Source organism: Microbacterium schleiferi, from assembly GCF_015565955.1.
Lineage (GTDB): Bacteria > Actinomycetota > Actinomycetes > Actinomycetales > Microbacteriaceae > Microbacterium > Microbacterium schleiferi_A.
Window position 1 is genome coordinate 170,050 of the sequence record NZ_CP064760.1, and the last position, 16,499, is coordinate 186,548.

At 68.8% G+C, this 16,499-nt stretch carries 17 protein-coding genes and 1 pseudogene; 5 read left to right on the top strand and 13 right to left on the bottom strand.

All coding sequences use genetic code 11. From position 1 onward, the window contains the following. The first annotated feature begins 98 nt into the window (after positions 1 to 98). Positions 99 to 692: a DNA-3-methyladenine glycosylase I gene (locus IT882_RS00815; RefSeq protein WP_195692766.1), complete on the top strand. Its 594-nt coding sequence runs from the start codon at positions 99 to 101 to the stop codon at positions 690 to 692. Between the two features lie 25 nt (positions 693 to 717). Here IT882_RS00815 and IT882_RS00820 read toward each other — a convergent pair whose 3' ends face one another. The 7 genes and pseudogenes from IT882_RS00820 to IT882_RS00850 all read right to left on the bottom strand — a co-directional run bounded on the left by IT882_RS00820 (position 718) and on the right by IT882_RS00850 (position 7,856). Beyond that, entirely contained in the window at positions 718 to 1,206 is a 489-nt protein-coding gene (locus IT882_RS00820; protein ID WP_195692767.1) for a recombinase family protein, read from the bottom strand. A 58-nt stretch (positions 1,207 to 1,264) separates the two neighbouring features. Then, the gene (locus IT882_RS00825; RefSeq protein WP_195692768.1) at positions 1,265 to 1,846 is read right to left on the bottom strand and encodes a cation:proton antiporter; all 582 of its coding nucleotides are present in this window, start codon (positions 1,844 to 1,846) and stop codon (positions 1,265 to 1,267) included. 130 nt (positions 1,847 to 1,976) lie between these two features. Beyond that, entirely contained in the window at positions 1,977 to 3,017 is a 1,041-nt protein-coding gene (locus tag IT882_RS00830) for a cation:proton antiporter (protein ID WP_229382209.1), read from the bottom strand. Then, positions 3,014 to 4,023, bottom strand: a pseudogene (locus IT882_RS00835) (malate dehydrogenase). The gene IT882_RS00830 and the pseudogene IT882_RS00835 overlap by 4 nt, the downstream one beginning before the upstream one ends. 52 nt (positions 4,024 to 4,075) lie before the next feature. After that, positions 4,076 to 5,749 (bottom strand): GMC family oxidoreductase, encoded by a 1,674-nt coding sequence (locus IT882_RS00840; protein WP_195692769.1) that lies wholly within the window; start codon positions 5,747 to 5,749, stop codon positions 4,076 to 4,078. Next, positions 5,746 to 7,530 carry an aldehyde dehydrogenase family protein gene (locus IT882_RS00845; protein WP_195692770.1) on the bottom strand — a complete coding sequence of 595 codons (1,785 nt, stop codon included), beginning with the start codon at positions 7,528 to 7,530 and terminating at the stop codon, positions 5,746 to 5,748. Before IT882_RS00845 ends, IT882_RS00840 begins: the two co-directional genes overlap by 4 nt. Before the next feature lie 59 nt (positions 7,531 to 7,589). Further along, positions 7,590 to 7,856, bottom strand: a complete 267-nt coding sequence (locus tag IT882_RS00850) for a glutaredoxin family protein (RefSeq protein ID WP_195692771.1) — start codon at positions 7,854 to 7,856, stop codon at positions 7,590 to 7,592. Between the two features lie 110 nt (positions 7,857 to 7,966). Here IT882_RS00850 and IT882_RS00855 point away from each other — a divergent pair, with 110 nt between their 5' ends. After that, positions 7,967 to 9,118: a glycosyltransferase gene (locus IT882_RS00855; protein ID WP_195692772.1), complete on the top strand. Its 1,152-nt coding sequence runs from the start codon at positions 7,967 to 7,969 to the stop codon at positions 9,116 to 9,118. Positions 9,119 to 9,199: 81 nt separating this feature from the next. Here the strand turns inward: IT882_RS00855 and IT882_RS00860 are convergent, their stop codons facing one another. Beyond that, positions 9,200 to 10,099: a polysaccharide deacetylase family protein gene (locus IT882_RS00860; protein ID WP_229382210.1), complete on the bottom strand. Its 900-nt coding sequence runs from the start codon at positions 10,097 to 10,099 to the stop codon at positions 9,200 to 9,202. A gap of 341 nt (positions 10,100 to 10,440) precedes the next feature. Here IT882_RS00860 and IT882_RS00865 point away from each other — a divergent pair, with 341 nt between their 5' ends. Together IT882_RS00865 and IT882_RS00870 are read left to right on the top strand one after the other, a co-directional pair. Further along, positions 10,441 to 10,839 (top strand): (deoxy)nucleoside triphosphate pyrophosphohydrolase, encoded by a 399-nt coding sequence (locus IT882_RS00865; protein WP_324253906.1) that lies wholly within the window; start codon positions 10,441 to 10,443, stop codon positions 10,837 to 10,839. 9 nt (positions 10,840 to 10,848) lie between these two features. Continuing rightward, complete coding sequence (locus IT882_RS00870; RefSeq protein ID WP_195692774.1) at positions 10,849 to 11,361, top strand: glycine cleavage system protein R; 513 nt, start codon at positions 10,849 to 10,851, stop codon at positions 11,359 to 11,361. Positions 11,362 to 11,396: 35 nt separating this feature from the next. On the opposite strand, the gene IT882_RS00875 is transcribed toward IT882_RS00870, so the two are convergent. From IT882_RS00875 to IT882_RS00885, 3 genes are read right to left on the bottom strand one after another with little or no spacing between them, the layout of a single operon-like run. After that, complete coding sequence (locus IT882_RS00875; RefSeq protein WP_195692775.1) at positions 11,397 to 11,705, bottom strand: hypothetical protein; 309 nt, start codon at positions 11,703 to 11,705, stop codon at positions 11,397 to 11,399. 49 nt (positions 11,706 to 11,754) lie between these two features. Beyond that, a complete protein-coding gene (locus IT882_RS00880) occupies positions 11,755 to 12,606 on the bottom strand; it encodes an oxygenase MpaB family protein (RefSeq protein ID WP_195693966.1) in 852 nt (283 codons plus the stop codon). 59 nt (positions 12,607 to 12,665) lie between these two features. Then, positions 12,666 to 13,151, bottom strand: a complete 486-nt coding sequence (locus IT882_RS00885; protein WP_195692776.1) for a ribonucleotide reductase stimulatory protein — start codon at positions 13,149 to 13,151, stop codon at positions 12,666 to 12,668. A 211-nt stretch (positions 13,152 to 13,362) separates the two neighbouring features. Here IT882_RS00885 and IT882_RS00890 point away from each other — a divergent pair, with 211 nt between their 5' ends. Continuing rightward, positions 13,363 to 13,842, top strand: a complete 480-nt coding sequence (locus IT882_RS00890) for a hypothetical protein (protein ID WP_195692777.1) — start codon at positions 13,363 to 13,365, stop codon at positions 13,840 to 13,842. A 3-nt stretch (positions 13,843 to 13,845) separates the two neighbouring features. On the opposite strand, the gene IT882_RS00895 is transcribed toward IT882_RS00890, so the two are convergent. Together IT882_RS00895 and IT882_RS00900 are read right to left on the bottom strand one after the other, a co-directional pair. Continuing rightward, a complete protein-coding gene (locus tag IT882_RS00895) occupies positions 13,846 to 14,904 on the bottom strand; it encodes a helix-turn-helix transcriptional regulator (RefSeq protein WP_195692778.1) in 1,059 nt (352 codons plus the stop codon). Next, on the bottom strand, positions 14,868 to 16,478 hold the full coding sequence (locus IT882_RS00900; RefSeq protein WP_195692779.1) for a hypothetical protein: 1,611 nt from the start codon (positions 16,476 to 16,478) through the stop codon (positions 14,868 to 14,870). Before IT882_RS00900 ends, IT882_RS00895 begins: the two co-directional genes overlap by 37 nt. Positions 16,479 to 16,499 lie beyond the last annotated feature (21 nt).

The following is a 16,499-nucleotide window of genomic DNA, read 5'->3' on the forward strand; positions in this document are numbered from 1 at the left end:
CTGTCGCTCCCGGCGTATTGCCGAGCTGAGATCAGACGCTCTGATAGCGGGTGAGCCAGCGAACGACGGATGTCGGTGGCGGACTCTAGCCTGGGAGAATGAGTCCCGACGCCGTGCGTTCCGATCTGGTCACCGAGGGCGATGGTCGTGCTCGGTGCGGCTGGGTCGGCGCCGATCCGGAGTACATCCGGTATCACGACGAGGAGTGGGGCCGGCCGCTGCACGGCGACCGTGCCCTGTTCGAGAAGATGAGTCTCGAGGGCTTTCAGGCGGGCCTGTCGTGGATCACGATCCTGCGCAAGCGTCCCCGATTCCGCGAGGTGTTCGGGGGCTTCGAGCCCGACACAGTCGCAGCGTTCGGCGATGACGACATCGCGCGGCTCATGGCCGATGCCGGGATCGTCCGCAACCGCGCCAAGATCGACGCGACGATCTCCAACGCGCGGCTTGTGGCGCAGATGACAGACGGGGAGCTTGATGCGCTGCTCTGGTCCTTCGCCGAGTCCGATGACAAGCGGCCGCGTCCGAGAGTGCTTGCCGATGTGCCGGCGACGACGGCGGCATCCAACGGCCTGAGCCGTGAGCTGCGGCGCCGGGGATTCCGATTCGTCGGGCCGACCACGATGTATGCCCTCATGCAGTCGGCGGGCATGGTCGACGACCACCTCGACGGGTGCTGGCGAGCATCCTGACCCGCGATCCCGCCGCGCCGGATGTTTACAGCGGTGTTTCCGCGTCGGGGTCCGTGAGCTCGGGCGTCGAGAGCGCAACGCCGGTCTCGACCAGGTGCGGGGCGTCATGGTCGACGACCTTCACGATGACGCCTCGGCGACGCAGCTCCGCCACGGTGCGGATCTCTTCCCCGACGTTCCGGCCGAGAGCATGCACGGTGGCCACAACGACGACGTCGCCGCGACGCAGGCGCCCGAAGAGGCGAGCGAGCCGGTCCTCCCACGACTCGAGCGTCTCGGGCGCCGGATGCCGGAAGCCGTCGATGGGCACGCCGAATCGCGTCAGCGCCTCACGCTGACTGACGACCGGCGGCATGTCCTCGCGCGACACCACCACACCGACCAAGCGTGCGTCCGCGGGGCGCGCTCGCCACCAGGCGCTGTCGGCGCGTTGCGGCGCGAAGCACGTCGGGCACTCCGCCGCCTGGTGCGCTGGGGGGAGTGCTTCGACGGGCCCGCCGTGATCGTCAGTCATGGAGGCCTCCACGGCTATTGTGCCTGACGGTTCGAAGGCCGGCGTCGACTGCGCTGTTTCAGTCAGCGCTCTCCAGTCGCAGCTCGACGTTCAGCTGCGAAGCGTCGAGTTCGGCCAGCGCCCGGCGCAGGGCCGCGCTGCCGAACTCGCCGCCGCTGCTGAGTTCGATCAGCCGTTCCCGGCGCACGCGGATGAGCGCGAGTCGCAGCTCGAGGATGTCGCGCGCCTCCTCATCCTCCGCCTCCCCTGCCTGCAGGAACATCGGCCCGACGCGTTCGGTGAACTCCACCTCAAACGGCGAGCCGTCCCGCCGCGTGAGTGACCCGTCCTCCGCGGCCATCAGCGCAGCCTGGTGCATCTCGCGGATGATTCGCTGCTGTTCGGATCTGACCAGGTTCTCGTCGTCCTCGTTCGACACCCGCAGCATGCGGACCAGGGCCGGAAGCGTGAAGCCCTGCAGCATGAGGCTCGTCAGGGCCACGGCGAAGGCGGCGAAGATGAGGAAATGTCGCGATGGCGCATCGGCCGGCAGAGTCTGCGCCGCGGCGAGGGTGACCACACCGCGCATGCCCGACCAGACGATGATCGTGCCGTGCTTCCAGCCGAGCGGCGTCGATCGGTAGTAGTTCAGATCCGACATCCCCGGGTGATCCCGCGGCGGACCGCGGCGATGCGGTGGTTCCACCGCGCCTCGGTCACGGGCCTGCCGCGGCGCCCGAGCTGCTCGGGACCGCCGGCTTCGATCTCATCGATCCGGTCGGAGATGGCGTTCAGGCGTTTTGCGCGCCGCGGGTGCAGGCGCCGCCCCTGGGCCCACACCAGCAGAGCGACGTATCCGGCGCGTACCGCGAGCAGGATGCCGAAGGCCGCCCCGCGATCCAAAGGCCGTGGGCGATGCCGTGGATGCCGTTGGCGGTGCCCTCCACGATCTCGCTCATCTCGAGGCCCATGATGAGGAAGACGCCGCCCTCGAGGATGAGTTCGACGGTGCGCCAGGTGACGTGATCCGACATCCGCTGTTCCGGCGTGAACCAGCGCGCAGCGCCCTGGCCGGTGACGATCCCCGCGATCACGGCGGCGACAAGCCCCGATCCGCCCAGCTCTTCGGTGGGGAGGTAGGCGACGAAGGGAACGATGAACCCGACCGCGGTCGTGGCTGCCGAGCTGCGCAGCCACGACCGCAGCCGGAGATTCGCGTACCCCACGATCGCGCCGATGACGATCGCGATGAAAACCGCCCAGAAGAAGCCGCCCACGGCATCGATGAAGGGTGGCGGCTTTCCCGTCGACGTGATCAGCACGAAGGCAGCGACCGCCGAGTTCAAGATGACGAGCGCGCTCGCGTCGTTGAGAAGGCTCTCGCCCTCGAGCATCGTCACGACCCGGCGCGACACTCCGAGCCGTTTGGCAACGGCCGTCGCGACGGCATCCGTGGGGCTGAGAATCGCGCCCAGAGCGAGTGCCAGGGGATAGCCGAGGTCGGGAATCGTGACGTAGAAGAACGTTCCCAGCACGAACGAGCTGATGAACACGAGCACGACCGCGAGGCCGGCGATCGGCAGCAGGTCGCGGCGGAATTCGACGGCCGGCAGCGACACCGCCGCCGAGTACAACAGCGGCGGAAGCACCCCGACCAGGATCCATTCCGGGTCGACGTTGATGTCGGGAAGGAACGGCAGGTAGCTCGCGACGATGCCGATGAGCACGAGCAGCAGCGGGCCCGCGACCTTGATGCGGGGCGCAACACGCGCCGTCATGGCGACGACGAGCACGCCGCCGATGACAAAGAGGAACGACTCCGTCGTCGTCACAGCAACCCTCGCGCGGCGACAGCGTCGCGCTCCGAAACCAGCTCAGCTATCGACGCGTCGATGCGCGCGCGCGCACGCGCATCGAGCTCGAGTCCTTCGATGATCCGGTAGCCGGCGCCGTCCGATGACACCGGGAACGAGCAGATCAGGCCTTCTGGAACGCCGTACTCGCCGTGGGAGACGACGGCGGCGGAGGTCCAGGCGACCCCCGCGGTCTCATCCCGAACGTGGTCGATCGCCGCGGCGGCGGCAGAACCCACCGATGACGACCCGCGGACCTCGATGATCTCGGCGCCGCGCTTCGCGACGCGGGGGATGAAGGTGTCATCCAGCCACGTCAGTGCCGCATCCTCCCCGCCGAGCCGTCCCGCAAGGGCCGCACGTGCCGGCAACCCGTCGACGAGGGCGTGGTCGACGTCGGGGAACTGTGTTGCCGAATGATTGCCCCAGATCGTCATCCGTTCGATGGCAGCCGCCGGGCGATCCAGAGCGCTGGCGAGCTGCGCGACCGCGCGATTGTGATCCAGACGCGTGAGTGCAGCGAAGCGCTCGGCCGGAACGTCGGGGCGGATGCCGACGCAATGAGCGCGTTCGTGTTCGCCGGGTTTCCCACCACGAGCACACGCACGTCGTCAGCGGCGACGGCACCGATCGCGGCGCCCTGCGGCCCGAAGATCCCGGCATTGGCCTCGAGGAGGTCGGCGCGTTCCATTCCCGCCGTGCGTGGGCGCGCTCCGACCAGAAGAGCGACGGTGCACCCGTCGAAACCCGTGTGGGCATCGTCGGTGACCTCGACATCGGTCAACAGCGGGAACGCGCCGTCCATGAGCTCGAGAGCGGCGCCTTCGGCGGCTCGCATCCCCTGCGGAATCTCCAGCAGCCTCAGCCGCACCGGCCGGTCAGGTCCGAGCATGTCGCCGGCGGCGATGCGGAACAGGAGCGCGTAACCGATCTGCCCGCCTGCGCCGGTGATGGTGACTGTCGTGGGCGTCGCTTCGGGAGCCATGATCCAGAGCGTAGTCTTCGACCGCCGTGCGATGCGGCCCGTTGGTCCCGCCTCAGATGCCGCCGGGACGGTCGCCACGCACGAGATCCGCGGCGATCTCGCCGATCACGATCGCCGGAGCGTGCGTGTGCCCGCGGATGATCGTCGGCATGATCGAGGCGTCGGCCACGCGCAGGCCCGAGACACCGCGCACGCGCAGCTCGGGGTCGACGACGGATGCGGCATCCGACCCCATCCGGGCAGTGCCGACGGGGTGGTAGAGCGTGTGCGAGTAGCGGCGCAGCGACAGCTCGATCCGCTCGGCGCTGCTCATGCGCTCGCCGCCCTCGGGCTGCACCCATCCTCCCGTCGTGACGGCGCCCAGCGATGAGGTGGCGATGAGCCGCTCGCACACCTCGAGTCCCGCCCGCAGCGCTGCAGCATCCGTGCCGTCGACATCGCTCAGGTACGCGGGGTCGATCACCGGGTGGGCATGAGGATCGGTCGACGCCAGTCGGATGCTGCCACGACTGTGCGGGCGCAGCAGGATCGCGCCGACCGTGATGCCCTCACCGGGCAAGGGGACGAGTCCCTCCCCGACGTAGGGCGCCGCGGCAAAGATGATCTCGATGTCGGGAAGACCATCGGGGATACCCGACCGCCCGGCGACGTCGGTGCGGATGAAGCCGTAGGCCTCGGCAACGTTCGAGGTGAGCATTCCGCGCCGGGCGGCGAGGTAGCGCACGAGTTCGGCCGGGCGCTCCGCGCCGAAGAGCGTGCCGTTCGTGGCGGCGGGGGCAAGCCCCGCGACGAGGTGGTCCTGCAGGTTCTGGCCGACCTCGGGAGCGTCCACCAGGGCGCGGATGCCGAGTCCGGTGAGGTGATCTGCCGGTCCGATGCCCGAGAGCATCAGGGTCTGCGGCGTGTTGATCGCGCCGCCGCACAGGATCACCTCGTGACGGGCGCGGGCGTGGCGGGTCGTCCCCGCGACATCGACGTACACCCCGGTCGCTCGCGGCTCGCGGTCGCTGTCGGTCGCGAACGTGATCCGACGTACGTGGGCGTGCGTCACGATGCGCAGGTTCTGCCGTGACGAAGCGGGCCGCAGGTAGGTGTCGGCTGTCGAGGCCCGGGCGCCGCGCCGCTGCGTGACCATCGTCTGCGAGAAGGCCTGCCCGTCCGGGAGGTTCGCTTCGGTGATGTCGTACCCGAGCTCGCGGGCAGCCGCGAGGAACGCGGCGGTGTGGGGCCTGGGGTCGCGTTGGCGTTCGACCGGTTGTGGGCCGGAGCGTCCGAGCGACGCGTCCACGGCATCCTGCACATTCTCGATGCGGCGCAGCACCGGCAGCACGGCATCCCACGACCAGCGCTGGGTCGCAGCCGCTGCCCACTCGTCGTAGTCGGCGGCGAACCCGCGCACCCACATCATCGCGTTCAGCGACGACGAGCCGCCGAGCGTCTTGCCGCGCGGCCAGAAGATCTGCCGTCCCTCGAGTTCGGGTTGGGGGACCGTGTCGTAGCCCCAGTCATATGCGCCGCGGAAGAGTTTCGAGAACGCGGCAGGCACGTGCAGCTCCAGGGCGCGGTCGGGGCCGCCCGCCTCCAGGAGCAGCACCGAGACGCGCGGGTCCTCGCTCAGTCGCGCCGCGAGAACGGCTCCCGCCGAACCCGCGCCGACGATGACATAGTCGGCCTCGAGCTCCGCGCCGCGGCGGCGATCGCGTCGGGTGCGTGTGGCACCGGTCACGACCGGAACGCCGACTCGAGGATGCCGAGCAGAGTCGTCAGCCGCGGTCGGATGCGGAATCGGGTGAGCAGCCGCCCGCCGTCCGCGGCCCCGGTACTGGTGACGAACCACGGCGGCCGGGGCAGCGCCGAGAATGTGCCAGGTCCCACCAGCGACCCCACTGAACGCGGGAACGGTCGGAAGGGGCCGCGCATGACTCCGCGCTCGACAGCGTCGAGGAGCAGAGCGTTGTGGACGACGCCGATGCCGCTCTGGACGTTCTCGAGGGTCCCGCCGGGGTAGGCGCCCCAGGGCATCGTCGGGATGCCGAACGCGACACCGGTCCAGGTGTTGATCGCCACGGTGCCGTAGCGCAGCTCGGCAACCGCGTGCTCGAACCCGTCGCCGAGAGCCGCTTCGGTATCGGGGTCGATGAGCAGGTTGGCTCCGAGGGTTCCGGTGAGCCGGTCGTTCGCGTACTCGACGGCGGCGTCCAGGAACTCCTGGCCGTCGCCGGGGAGGGCGACGACCCCCAGGGCCGGCGCGAAGTACTCCGTCGTTTCCATCGGCGTCGGATCGGCATCCGTGCCCACCTCGATGACGGCACGGGTATGCCCGGCCGACCACTGCGCATCCGGATAGGTGTCGGCGATCTCGGTGAGCCGAGCCTGCGCCCCCGGGTACCAGACGGGCCGCTGGGGTGCGCGGGCCATGGCGGCCTCCACCTCGGCGAGGAACTGCTCGCGCTGCGCCCATCCGGCGCTGAGGATGACGACCTGCCCGGCGACGCAGTTATGTCCGCTGTTGTGCAGGCGCATCGTGGCGACGTGTTCGGCCTGGAAACGCAGGTCCGCGTCCGTCCACCGGCCCGGAACGACGATGATCGGAGACACGCCACCCAGTTCGGCGGTGATCGGTACAGAGAGGCGCGGGCGTGCGCGACGCTTGCCCGTTGCGGTGCGGCCGAACACGATCGTGTCGAACGTGCGGGCGGCCCCCGTGATGTGCACGTGATCGATGCCCTGATGCTCGGTGAGGGCTGCGCCGACCTCGCCGCCTCCCTGCACGATGCGCAGCAAGCCGAGCGAGACGAGGGGAGCCAGCGCGCGACCGAACACGGGGGCGAGCGAATCCTGCGTCGGGTTGATCTTGAGGATGCTGACGCGGTTGTGTGCGATCAGCTCGTACAGCACGTCGAGCACCGGGATCGAGGTGATGTTGCCGGCGCCCAGCACGACCCCCACGCCCCCCGATTCGCCTGTCGTCAGCTGGCCGAGGCCTGCCGTGCGCTGCGCGTCGGCGAGAGTGACGCCGGGGCGCAGCCAGACCTCCCCTGTATAGCCCGAGATCAGCAGGCCGTCGGCAGCGTTCGTGGGGAAGGCGTGCACGCGGACCCGGTCGCCCGGGGCGCGGTCGACCCGCACGTGATCGAGGGGGCTTCCGCCTACGCGCAGGCTGGAGAGTGTGTCGATGTAGGCGTCGATCGCGACCACGGTCGCGTACGGTCCGGTCAGCCACTCCTCGCCCACCAGCGGGTGACCCGGCTCTAGCCCCTTGGACCGCGCCGCCGTGAGGGCCCACTCTTCGGCTTCCACAGCGACGGTGGCGTGGATGCTGCGCAGCAGCCTGATCCGCTGGGTCAGGGTCAGGACCTGCCAGGTGCGCGACCCCTCCCTCACCTCGTCGACAGCCGCATCGAGCTGCTCAGCGACGGAGGTGTCGGGGTATCGGTTGTCGCCGTGTCGGTGGCGGGACGAACGGATGACGGCATGGGCGCGCTCCTTCGGACGTGCCTCCAGCATATGTCCGCGGCACCGCGTCTCACCTGCCGTGGTGCGCCGTCTCACGGGCGCGGTGGCCGCTAGGAGATCAGGGCGAGTTCGCGCAGCTTCGCCTCGACGTCGGCATTGCTCGGCTCGACGTGGTGCGACGCGTCGGGGTAGACCACGACGGGGATGTTCGTTCGTCCAGAGATGTCGCGCGCGACATCCGCCGCTGCAGGGTCGGCCTCGAGATCGACGTACTCGTAGTCCACGCCCAGTTCGTCGAGCTGCGCCTTCGTGCGCCGGCAATCACGGCACCAGTCCGCGCCGAACATCGTCAGGGTTCCGGGAGTTTCCGAAGTCATGCACCCAGCGTACGACCGTTACACGCCACGCGGCCGGGCAGTCTGTGGATGCGCTATGGATCGGTGGACAGCCATACGGCGATGTCGCCCGGACATGCCAGCATTGGTCCATGGAGCTTTCCATCGTCGTGCCGACATACAACGAGGCACCTAATGTCGCGGAGCTCGTCGCAAGGACGGCCGCGGCGATGAACGGCATCCGGGCTGAGATCGTCTTCGTCGACGACAGCACCGACGATACCGCTGACGAGATCCGTCGAGTCGCTGCCGAGGCGACGATTCCGGTGCGCGTGATCCACCGCGACATTGCCACCGGCGGCCTCGGCGGGGCTGTGATGGTCGGATTCGACGCCGCAACCTCTGACATCTGCGTCGTCATGGACGGCGACCTCCAGCATCCGCCCGAGGACATCCCGCGCCTCTGGCGTCGCTACACGGTCGGGGATGTCGACGCCGTCGTCGCCTCCCGATACAACGGCGAGGGAACAAACGGCGGGCTTGCCGGGGCATCCCGTATCGCCGTGTCGAAGTCGGCAACCCTGCTGACGAAGGCGATGTTCCCGGGCAGACTCAAGGGCGTCAGCGACCCGATGACCGGCTTCTTCCTGATCGATCGCCGCCGCCTCGACCTGCGCACGCTCAAGCCCCGCGGGTTCAAGATCCTCCTCGAGATCCTCGCGCGCACCACCCTCCGCGTCGCGGAGGTGCCGTTCGATTTCGCCGACCGCAACGCGGGAGAATCGAAGGCGTCGTTCCGGCAGGGCGCCCATTTCCTCACGCAGCTGACGATGCTGCGGTTCGGCAAGATGTCGATGTTCGCCGTCATCGGCGGCCTGGGCGCGGTGGCCAACATCGCGATCGTCTGGCTGCTCACGCGGTGGGGCGTCGGCGACATCCCCGCGATGATCGTCGCGGCCGAAACCACGATCATCGCCAACTTCCTGCTGCAGGAACGGTTCGTCTTCCAGGATGTGAAGGCCGAGGCATCCGGCGTGTGGGAGCGTTTCGCGAAGTCGTTCGGCTTCAACAACGCCGAGGCGCTGTTGCGAATCCCGCTTACGGCGCTCCTGATCTCGACGTGGCATATCTCGGTGGTCATCGCGACCACGATCACGCTCGCCCTCGCGTTCGTCGCGCGGTTCCTCTTCCACGCGCTCGTGGTCTACGCACCCTCGCGCAGCCGCCGCAAGGGGGTCAAGACGCGCACGCGCGAGGTTCTGGAGGAGCTCGACGACCAGGTCATGGCCCCCGGCGAGCTCTGAGCCGACCCGCTCAGCACTCGGCCGACGACGGCGAAAGGCTCAGCCGATCTGCCCGGAGGCTCAGCCGATCTGCCCGGAGGCTCAGCCGATCTGCGCCGCCAGGTTTCCGACCGTCATCCCATAGTTCATGCGGATGACGGGGAGCGCGAGCTTGTCGCTCCCGATGTGCACGTACCCGTAATCGATCGTGCGAGCCAGTTCGAACCCGGCGGCAGCCACGCCGGCCTTGGCGGTGTCGTTGTAGTGGCCGAAGGGGTAGGCGATGACCTCTTTCGCCCCGATGTAGGCAGCCGAGGCCTCGAGGTCGGCGGCGATGACATCGGCGGGCTCGTTGACCATGCGGCCCTGACCGTCGGCGCCCGCGCGATGCATGTCTTCGGTGTGGGATCGGACGATCACGTAGGGCGACGGATGGAGCTCCCGCCGGTCACGGGTGATCATGAACGAGGTCGCCAGCACGTGGTGAGCATCGACCACGGGCACGGCCAGCTGGTACCAGGTGTCGTCGGCGTCGTCATCCGTCACGATCACGGAGTGGTTCGGCAGGAAGAGCCGACCGTCGATGAACGCGCTCAGCTCGTCCCAGGTCGGCAGGTAGAAACCCTGGTCGGCGATGTACGCCATCTGCTGCTCGAAGTCGCCGATGTACGCATAATTCAGGCGGAGCCAGCCGGACTCACCCTCGGGATTCGAGGTGAACTGGTGGTACATGAGGATGGGGATCTGAGCGTCCTCGGCGGCGTTGGCCTCGGGTGTCGTCCACGCGCCGTACAGGGTGCGCTCGCGCTCATCGCAGGCGACGAGCTCCGAGCCGTTGACGCGGTCCGCGATATCGAGGCTGTCCGCGCCGGTGGGTGAGGCGTACCATCCCGCGAAGACGGCCCTTCGCGCGCCGGAATCGGAAGCCCCGCGAACAGCTGACCCTCGTGCTGCAGCATGGGTGCCACATCCAGCTCGGCACCTTCGAACGAGATCGCGCACGTGGTCGAGTCGCCGCTGTCGATGAGCATCTGTTGGGTCGTGCTCAGCGGCGGGGGCGTTGCCGGCTGGGTAGGCGTTGCCGGGGCTGGTGCTGCCGACGCGCCCGGATCTGTCAGGCTGAGGGATGCGACGGCTCCGACAATCAGCGCCACCAGGGCAACGGCAATCAGCGCCGCCCACACGATCAGACCGCGTCGCGGACGCGCGTGTGCGGGCGCATGACGCACCGGCTCAGCAGTCCCCTGCCCGCTCATTCGCTACCCCAGTCAGACCCGCGGCCCGTGCCGCGTACGGCGCGGCGTCCGACGCGCACCATCACGCGCGATAGGAGGATTGTATTCGTGAATGATGTCCCTACCATCGATGTCGTGGCCGCCGTGGTCACGGACGGCGACGAGATCCTCGTGTGCCGTCGCGGGCCGCACATCGGTCAGGCAGGCCGGTGGGAGTTTCCCGGGGGCAAGGTCGAACCGGGCGAAGACCCGGTGGATGCCCTCATCCGTGAGGTGCGGGAAGAGCTCGGGGTCGGCATCCGTGTCACGGGTCATCTCTCCACCGACGACACCCACGTCGGTGACCGCATCATCCGTCTTGCCTGTTATCGCGCCGAGCTCACGGCCGAGCGACCCACCGACAGCACCGATCACGATGAACTGCGGTGGGTGAGCCGAGGTGCCCTCGATCAGTTCTGGTGGGCCGAACCCGACCTTCCCGCTGTGCGGATCCTGACCGCGGAGTAGCATGCGAGCGTGCCTCGCTACGTGATCACCCTCGTCGGAGAGGACCGGTCGGGACTGGTCTCGGCGGTCGCGGATGCCGTCAGCGCCCACGGCGGCAACTGGGAGGGGAGCCAGCTCGCCGAACGCGCGGGAGTCTTCGCCGGGGTCATCGAAATCTCGGTTCCCGAGGAGTCGGCTGCGCCGCTGCTGTCAGCCCTGCGGGAGCTCGACGAGACCCTGACCGTGACGACGCTCTCGGGCGCGGAGTCGTCCACTGCCAGCAGCCCGGTCAGTTCCCTCGTGATCTCCTTGGTCGCCAACGACCGCCCGGGAATCGTCCGCGAGGTCTCGGCAGTGCTGGCCGCGCACGAGCTCAGCATCGATGACCTGTCGACGGACGTGCGGGACGCGGCGATGGCCGGTGGGCGCGTCTTCGAGGCATCCGTTCTCGCCCACGCGGCACCCGGGACCGACCTTTCCCGGGTGAAGGACGACCTGGAGAAGCTGGCCGCGGAGTTGCAGGTCGAGATCGCGATCGGCTGAGGCCGAGTCGTCGCGGGGGCTGGGTCACGCGCCGATCACTGACGTGCGAGGGCGTCCCAGTTGATCTCGATGCGGCTCGGGTCGCTGCGTGAAATGAGCGCGGGCAGCGTGGATCCGACACGCGGCCAGTACTTGGCACTGGTCACGACTTCGGTGCTGATGTGGGTCTCGGGGATGCCAGCGGTCGTCGTGACGACCTCGAGCTGGCACGCCTGGTAGCGTGCGCGCCCCTCGCGGTCGGATGCCGACACGACCCGAACCGTGCCCCGCACCGCATCGGCCAGCGGGTCGCCCGTGTACTTCTCGATCATGTGCGCGGCCTCTTCGACCCAGGGCTCCTCCATGCCCGAAGCATAGGCGACGGGGTGTTACGGGCGTGTCACCGCGGCGCGCTCAGTCCGTGTGGGAAGACGCGCCCCGGGAGGCCTCGAGTCGGCGCAATCGGCGCCGGGCCATATCGTGCGCGCGGGGACCGCTGCCGAGGCTCTTGCCCGCGACGAACAGAACGAGCCGCGTCATCGTGACAACCGGCAGCCAGGATCGCCGCAGGCGCAGCATCCGCCGGTACTCGCGGGGGATGGTCGCGACAGCGCCGGCGAACAACAGCCGGTACGCCCACCGCAGCGATCCGTCCAGCGGTACCGATCGGAGGAAGCGGACGACGTCGTCGACGCGTTCGTCACCGCGCAGGATGCCGCGGTCGAGGTACCCGTGCATCCGGGCCCGCAAGCCCGCAGCAGTCTCGGGTGGGTCTGTCACCCCCATCAACCGACCGGCGGTCGCCCACTCACGGACGTAGGCATCCGGTCCGCCGGGGATCGGACCGCCCCAGGTCTCGTGGCACGTCAGAAAGGCATCCGTGAACGCGAGATGCACCCACTCGACCAGCTCCGCATCGGCGGCGGAGTACGCGCGGCTCGCGCCGGAGCTGTCGCGATAGTCGCCGGAGACCTCGGCGTGAAAGCGCGCCACGCGACCGAGTTCGGCATCCACCTGCTCCTGCGATCCGAACGTGACGCAGATGACCCAGCGCACCGTTCCGGCCAGGCGCCCCAGGGGGTCCTCGCGGTAGCGCGACCAATCGTGCACGCCCGCCATCGCGCCGGGGTGGAGTGCCTGCATCAGCAGCGCACGGATGCCGGCAACCAGCGTCGGCATGCCGGCGTGAACGGTCCAGGCTGCGCCATCTTCGGCGAACAGGCCCGGGTCATCGCCCCGTTCGAGCCGCTGCACCCACGGGGGCATCCCGTTCGGATCCCCGGACAGCGGCACGAGCAGGCGCGCGCGAAATCCGGGTCGAGAGGTCACTGCTTCAGGATGCCATCGCGGGGGAGCCCCGGCTCCGGATCGGAGACACCGGGGTGGGATGCAGCGAGTGCGGCATCCAGGTCGTCGAGGATCTGGGCGCAGTGGATGACGTCCTCCGGGGTGCCGGCCAGCTCGAACTCGAACAGCACGGGGCGTCCCGACCGCACCGCCAGTTCGCGGGCCGCGGCCTGGTAGTAGACGCCGAAGTTGCGGTTGCCTGATCCGATGATGCCCAGCATCCGGCGGCGGTTGGCGGGGGAGCGCAGGAAGCTGCGGACCCCGGCGGGCAGGGTGACCTCGTTCGCGTTGCCTGCCTTGTAGGACGGGGTCAGCAGCACCCAGGGCACGGATGCCTCATCCTTGCGCACCGCGGGATCGGCGAGGTTGTACACGGCACGGCCGGTCGCCTCGGCAAGGTGCTGCGCGAAACGTCCCGTGAGGTTTGAGGTCGACGAGTAGTAGTAGACCGGGGTCTTCTCCACGCTTCCAGTGTCCCGCCATGCTCTCTGGAACGGGCCACATGCCGCCGGAGATAACTGTGACCGTGCCGGCATGTCATCGTGCCAGGGGGGCCGCCGGATGAGCCGGTCGAGGTCTCGTGGACGGTCGGGTGAGCAATCTCTACTCATTGTTCGCGCTCGGCCGTGCACGTGACGATAGTGACCGTCCTCGAACGCCACAGAAGGAAGTCAGATGACTCTTCAGCTTTCTCGCTCTCCGCGCGCCCTTGCGCTTGTGGGTGCGATCCCGATCCTCGCCATGACCATCGCCGGGTGCAGCCTTGTCCCTTCACCCGAGAGCATCGTCGAGCGCGTCGTCGAGGAGGCGGCGAACCAGACGGGCGAAGACATCGATCTCGACGTGGGTCTCAGTGGTGATGGCGCTTCGCTCCCCGAGGGCTGGCCCGACCTGCCTGTCCCGGAAGGCAACGTCGTGTCGGCCATCAGGGTCAACGACAGCTTCAGCATCTCCGTCGAGGTTGCCGACGAAGACTCGGCGCGCGCCACGGTCGACGAACTACAGGGCCTTGGATTCGAGGTGACCTCGGAGACCGACTTCGGTCAGCTCAAGGGAGTAATGCTCACCTCAGACGAGTGGAGCATCGTGTACGGCTGGACCGTGTCCGACGATGGCATCGTGGTCTCCTACACGGTGTCCAGTGCAGCCGGTTGACGGTCAGTCTCCGGTCGTGCCGAGCATCCGTGCCAGCTCGTCACGGCCAGAGACACCGAGCTTGCGGTAGGCACTGGCGAGGTGGTTGTCGACGGTACGCACCGAAAGGCCCAGGGCGTCGGCAATCTCGCGGCTGCGGAGACGATCCGCGGCCGCTCTGGCGACCTGCCACTCTCGGGCGGTGAGATTCCCGTCGTCAGTCTCGGCGGTGCGCACGGGGTCGGTCGTGCCCGCGGCCTTGAGTTCGGCAACGACGACACGGGCGCGCGCTCTGATGGCTGGGACGCTCGTACGAGTCGTGGCGTCCTCGGCCAGACGGAGCGCGAGCGCAACCATGCCCGCGTGCCGCAATCGAGGCGCCAGAGCAACGCAGCGCCCGAGGTCTCCGCGCGCGCTCGCGCTCGCCGTCTGCGCGAGGAGCTCGCAGAGCACAGACGTGCCCGGGGCCGCGGCTGCTGCCAGCACGTCGGCCACATCGCGCGCCCGTCCCCACCGCATCGCGACCGACGCGGTCAGCGCCGCGAGCAGGTGGTGGCCTTGACGCACCCCCTCCTCCGCTGCGACCCGAAGGCGGTGGGAGGCCTCCTCCACGAGCCCCTTCCGTGCAAGCGCCCACGCTGCTGCTTCGGAGAGTTGCATCGTGACCTTCACATCCGTGGAGACGACGTGCTCGCAGGGATCTGACGCGTGATCCCCCGCGTCAGCGATGACCTCGCACGTCGTCTGGAGCGCTCGTGCCACCTCGACGAGGCCGGTGAAGTCACGCCACTCCAGAAGCTGAACGGCCCGGCGAGCAAGCTCGAGGGCTCGATCACCGCGGCCTGCGTGAAGCTCGACGAGCGCGAGCGTATACGTCCACAGTCCGGCGGCTTCGGCCTCGCTGTCAACGAGTCGTTCCTCGGCCAGGTGGGTCGCCGCCTGGATGTCACCGGATGCCACGTGCACGAGAAACTGAGAGAGGTCGAAGAGACCGCGCGCGTGTGGCAGATCGACGTGGTAGGCCTCGGCGAGTGGATACCCTTCCGTCAGCGCCGCTGCTGCGGCGGTGACGTCCCCCGACATGGTTGCGAACATCGCTTCGGTGAGCAGCTCGTTGAGTCGGGCGAGGGAGGAGCGTCGGCGGCGGCGTCGAAGTCTGCGGGCTCGCCGACCATTGCCCGCAGCTTGGCCCGCTCTGCCGCCAGACCCGCGGCATCGCCCGAGTCGCCGAGCTCGTCGAGCACCCGGTTCGCCTGCCTGATGGCCTCCTGCGGGTCCCGCAACCGGTATGCAAGGTGGTGGAGATGGCGAAGCGCGACAATCACCTTCTCTTCATCGCTGACGGCTCGCTGAGCTGCACGGTCGAACGCTCCGTCTGCATCGCGGCCGAGAGCCGATAGTGCCACCGCTGACACCAGCGCTGATGAGGTCGTGGGATTGCGGACGTCGGCCGCGGTCGCTAACCGCAGCGCTGTCTCGAAGTCTCCTGCCGACGCCGCCGCGCGTGCCGCCCACTCCAATTCGTCCGTCGCGATGTCGTCCACCGGGCAAAGGTGAATCGCCGCGCGCAGGTCATCTGGATCGCGCGTCGACCGGAGAGCGGACGCGGCGCGGTCGACGAGGCGCGTACGGTCTTCGCCGGGCATATCGGCCAGCAGCGCCTCGGTTAGCAGCGGGTGGCCCAGGCGCACGAACTGACGGTCTCCGTTGTGTGACACCGTCACGAGCGCCTGCTCGACCAGTGATGCGAGCGCTTCGTCGTCAACCGCGGTAGCCACGTCGCGGGGCCACGGTTGCGACAGAGCGAGCATCCGGGCGAGTTCTGTCTCACTCGCGCTGAGGTGCATCAGTTGTCTGCGCGCACCGTCGAGGACGTGCGGTGCGACGCCGTGGTCGTCGACCTCGATACCGATAGGCCCGCGACGCACGCCCCCGCGCTCATCGGCCGTCATGACCAGCTCGCGCAGCATGAGCGGGTTGCCCTGCGACGCTCGAGTGAGACGCGCGCTCGTATCTGGGCTCGCGTGCTCACCGAAGTAGAGATGGAGCGCGCTGTCGACCTCCGCCAGCGACAGCGGGGCGAGCGCCGCGCGGTGCAGGAGGCCCTCGGCGTCTAGCCGGGTGAGGATCGCGCTCGACGTCGCCGTTGCCCGGTCGGTCATGATCGCGGTCATCCCGAAGACCCGAATGAGTTGGTAGATGATCCCCGCTGAGACCTCGTCCAGAAGCGACGCATCGTCCACTGCCAGCACATGATCGGCTGCTCGCGGGCCCAAGAGCGCGACCATCTGATGGAGCCGGTCGCCGACAGAGAGCGCATCTGCGTCGCCCGGAAGCCGGCCGCGAAGACTCGCGAGCACGGGAGCCAGAGCCGCGGCCGGCACGTCGCGGAGCTCGAAGACCCCCACCACCGGGATGATCGTCTTCCCGGCGCGGGCCAGGTCAGCGCTGACCGAGCGCGCGAGGGTCGTCTTGCCAGCCCCCGCATCACCGATGATCATCCATGCGCGCGACTGCCGAGACGACAGGTAGCTGACGATCTCCGAGTTGATCGACGCGCGCGCGATCGTCGGCCAGGTCGAGGGGGGCCGCGAGTCACGGAGCACGATCTCGACGTTATCGTCGTTGGCCGCCGCCCCCAACGACCTGGGGGTCACCGTGGTCTCTTTCGAGGCAAA

Excerpts from the sequence above, each read along its gene's own strand:
- IT882_RS00815 (WP_195692766.1), top strand. The coding sequence starts at position 99 with ATGAGTCCCGACGCCGTGCGTTCCGATCTGGTCACCGAGGGCGATGGT.
- IT882_RS00820 (WP_195692767.1), bottom strand. The coding sequence starts at position 1,206 with ATGACTGACGATCACGGCGGGCCCGTCGAAGCACTCCCCCCAGCGCAC.
- IT882_RS00825 (WP_195692768.1), bottom strand. The coding sequence starts at position 1,846 with ATGTCGGATCTGAACTACTACCGATCGACGCCGCTCGGCTGGAAGCAC.
- IT882_RS00845 (WP_195692770.1), bottom strand. The coding sequence starts at position 7,530 with ATGCTGGAGGCACGTCCGAAGGAGCGCGCCCATGCCGTCATCCGTTCG.
- IT882_RS00850 (WP_195692771.1), bottom strand. The coding sequence starts at position 7,856 with ATGACTTCGGAAACTCCCGGAACCCTGACGATGTTCGGCGCGGACTGG.
- IT882_RS00855 (WP_195692772.1), top strand. The coding sequence starts at position 7,967 with ATGGAGCTTTCCATCGTCGTGCCGACATACAACGAGGCACCTAATGTC.
- IT882_RS00875 (WP_195692775.1), bottom strand. The coding sequence starts at position 11,705 with ATGGAGGAGCCCTGGGTCGAAGAGGCCGCGCACATGATCGAGAAGTAC.
- IT882_RS00880 (WP_195693966.1), bottom strand. The coding sequence starts at position 12,606 with ATGCCCCCGTGGGTGCAGCGGCTCGAACGGGGCGATGACCCGGGCCTG.
- IT882_RS00890 (WP_195692777.1), top strand. The coding sequence starts at position 13,363 with ATGACTCTTCAGCTTTCTCGCTCTCCGCGCGCCCTTGCGCTTGTGGGT.
- IT882_RS00895 (WP_195692778.1), bottom strand. The coding sequence starts at position 14,904 with ATGTCGGGGGACGTCACCGCCGCAGCAGCGGCGCTGACGGAAGGGTAT.